Raw genomic sequence first — 3,025 nt, 5'->3', positions numbered from 1 at the left:
CAAGAGCAATTATCAGGACTTCCAACGTTTCCAGGAAGTCGACCTTGCGCTCGCAGCCGATGCGGAGGCGACTTTGCCAGCATTGACCGAGGCGATCAAGCGCGCGATGACTGCTGAGCGCCGGACCTTCTTCCAGGCTCGAGGCGTCAAGCTGGCGGAAGCGCACCGGGAAGCATCGGCGCGAACACGGACCGCAGCGTCGTTCGCGTGGGATGCAAGTCCGATCAGCACCGCCCGATTGTCGGCGGAGATCTGGGAGCAGGTTAAGAACTACGATTGGTCGCTTGTATCCGGCGTTTGGTTTCTCAGCAACTGGCCGCTACGGCTTTGGGATTTCAACAAACATTATCAGTACATCGGTTCGGCTGGCGGCTACGGAGTCGGCTACGGCGCGCCGGCCGCAATCGGCGCGGGGCTGGCGAACCGTAAATACGGGCGGCTGACGGTCAATATTCAGACTGACGGCGATCTGATGTATGCCCCGGGAGTTTTGTGGACGGCCGCTCATCACCGCATTCCGGTGCTGAACATTATGCATAACAACCGTGCCTACCATGAAGAAGTAATGCAGGTGCAAATTATGGCCGATCGGCACAATCGTGGCATAGACCGCGCCGGCATTGGCACGACCATGGCGGACCCATACGTCAATTTCAGCAAGCTGGCGCAGAGCATGGGCGTGTATGCCGAGGGGCCAATTTCAAATCCGAGAGAACTTGGTCCGGCGATTCAACGAGCGATTGAAGTCGTCAGGCGGGGTGAGCCGGCGCTGGTGGACGTGCTTACTCAGCCGCGGTGAGGAGAGAGTTGTGAGTCGATGCGAACGCCTTGTGGATTGGAAGATGTCTTTTAGCGGCGCGCACTTCCGCGTTCTGGTGGCGCTTCTAGTCTTTTCGATTCCGTTTGGACTCTACGCGCCGGCGCAAACAAAAGAAAAAGGACCGGCCCGAAACGCCGGCTCGCCTGGAGCGGCCGGGAATCAAAGCGCGAGACAAATCCTGGAGAGCCATCGCTGCCTCGCTTGTCATGGAACCCAGGGCCAAGGTTTGGCGCAAATGGGAAGTCCTCGAATCGGTCCGCCGTCGCTGGGATTCCCGGATTTTGCAAAATTCGTTCGTCACCCTACCGGTGCGATGCCGCCGTTTTCGCCGGAGTACTTATCGGACTCAGACCTGAATAGGATTTATAGGTATTTGAAGTCGATTCCGCCGCCGTCTCACCCGGAACATGTACCCGCTGGAAACGCCAAGAATGGAGCGCTGATTTACTCGCGCTTTGGCTGCTATGAGTGCCACGGGAGGGAGGGCCAAGGCGCGTTGCAAACCTCGGCGCAGCGTCTGGGGCCGCCCACACAGCCGTTTTCGGCTTTCGCGAAATATGTCCACCATCCCAGCGGTTCGATGCCGCCGTACACAATTAAAGTCGTTTCGGACTCACAGCTGGCGGATATATACGCTTTCCTAAAATCCATCCCGATGCCGCCGCTCGCCGATTCCATCCCTCTTCTGAAGGAGTGACGTTGAAAGAGTGCCCCGTCGAACCTGGCGATCATAGACGTATTGCTTGAGAATGTTCATACGTGTGAACGGCGAGAGGAGATGGCATGAATAGTACAGCGAGAATCTGAGGCGGTACGCTCCAGTTAGTTGCTGGAGCAGGCAGGGTGCAGGCTGGATATGCTTTTTGAGGCCATGGGACCTCGTAGAGGAGATTAGTCAGACCTGCAACCGAAGCGTCACCGTAAGGCCGCGAGGACCTTGAATGGGAGAATGGTGATCGCCGCAGAGCGCGTCTGCTCCAGAACCACAAGGAGAAGACGGAGATGAAGCGATATCTGGGAGTGGACCTGCATCGGACGCAATTCACCGTATGCACGCGATGGGAAAGCGGACGGACCTATCTGCGGCAGTGGCCGATCAAAGAACTGAAGCTGTTTGCCGGGCAACTGCGGAAAGGCGATGAGATCGCCGTGGAAGCGACGGGCAACACCCGGCTGTTCTACGACGCAGTGGTCGAACATGTAGAGCGGGTGGCGGTGGTCAATCCGGCCCAGTTCAAAGTGATCAGCCAGTCGGTGAAGAAGACCGACCGCAACGACGCCGAATTGTTGGCGCTGTACCTGGCGAAAGGACTGCTTCCGGAGGTGCGGATGAAAGAACGCAACCAAAGAGAGATGAGTCATCTGGCGCAGACACGCGACCTGCTGGTCAAACAGCGGTCGGCGCTGAAGGCCAAGATCAACAACCTCCTTTCTGCCGAGGGGATCAACCTGAAGCGGGAAGCACTGTCCAGCAACAAGGCGCTGGAGCGGGTGCTCACTCTGCCACTGTCTCCACTGATGCGGGCCGAGCTCCGCGTGCTGGCGGGCCAGATCCGCAGCCTGAACGGCAGTATCGCCGAATTGGAGGAAATGATCGAAGAGGAAGGACCCAGGCTGGCCGGGCATGAAAACCTGATGAGCATCAAGGGCATTGGCCCGGTCAGTGCCGCTGTTCTGCTCAGCGTTATTGGCGATATCCGGGACTTCTCCGACCCCGGCAAGCTGGCCGCCTATCTGGGTCTGGTGCCGCGCGTGGCCAACTCCAATGAAACCGAACACTCCGGGCATATCACCAAGCAGGGCAACAAGCTGGCGCGAACGACGCTGGTGCAATGCGCCCTGATCGCCAAACGCTACAGCTCGTACCTGCAGCAGTTCTACCAACGCATCCAGCGCCGCCGCGGCGGCGGCAAGGCCAACATCGCACTGGCGCGCAAGTTCCTGGGAGTCATCTACTACACCCTGAAAAATAACTGGGTGTTCGAGGACTTCCCCAATTTCGTCCTGGCCTCCTGAAAACAGGCCCCAACTACAGCATGAGTAGACAACTATTCATGGGAGACACGTTATGAACAGCTTTGGCAGCCGGTCGGAATTGAAATCCGGCAATCGCACCTATGAAATTTTTAGACTGAGCGCGCTTTCGAAGCACGGCATCTCGCTCGAAAGCCTGCCCTACTCCCTGCGCATCCTGCTTGAAAATCT

Annotated in this window: 3 protein-coding genes; all 3 read left to right on the top strand. The window is 58.0% G+C overall.

Annotated elements, in window-relative coordinates; all coding sequences use genetic code 11:
- Window positions 1-799: thiamine pyrophosphate-dependent enzyme (locus VMU57_RS10300; RefSeq protein ID WP_325383081.1), on the top strand; the 799-nt coding region annotated here is incomplete at its 5' end.
- 10 nt (window positions 800-809) lie between these two features.
- On the top strand, window positions 810-1,517 hold the full coding sequence (locus VMU57_RS10295) for a c-type cytochrome (protein WP_325383079.1): 708 nt from the start codon (window positions 810-812) through the stop codon (window positions 1,515-1,517).
- Window positions 1,518-1,822: 305 nt separating this feature from the next.
- The gene (locus VMU57_RS10290; protein ID WP_325383077.1) at window positions 1,823-2,836 is read left to right on the top strand and encodes an IS110 family transposase; all 1,014 of its coding nucleotides are present in this window, start codon (window positions 1,823-1,825) and stop codon (window positions 2,834-2,836) included.
- The last annotated feature ends 189 nt before the right edge of the window (window positions 2,837-3,025 follow it).

This window comes from Edaphobacter sp., from assembly GCF_035532915.1.
Lineage (GTDB): Bacteria > Acidobacteriota > Terriglobia > Terriglobales > Acidobacteriaceae > Edaphobacter.
This window is presented reverse-complemented; position numbering and strand designations above follow the sequence as displayed.

Coding starts and splice junctions, on each gene's coding strand:
- VMU57_RS10290 (WP_325383077.1), top strand. CDS start 1,823: ATGAAGCGATATCTGGGAGTGGACCTGCATCGGACGCAATTCACCGTA.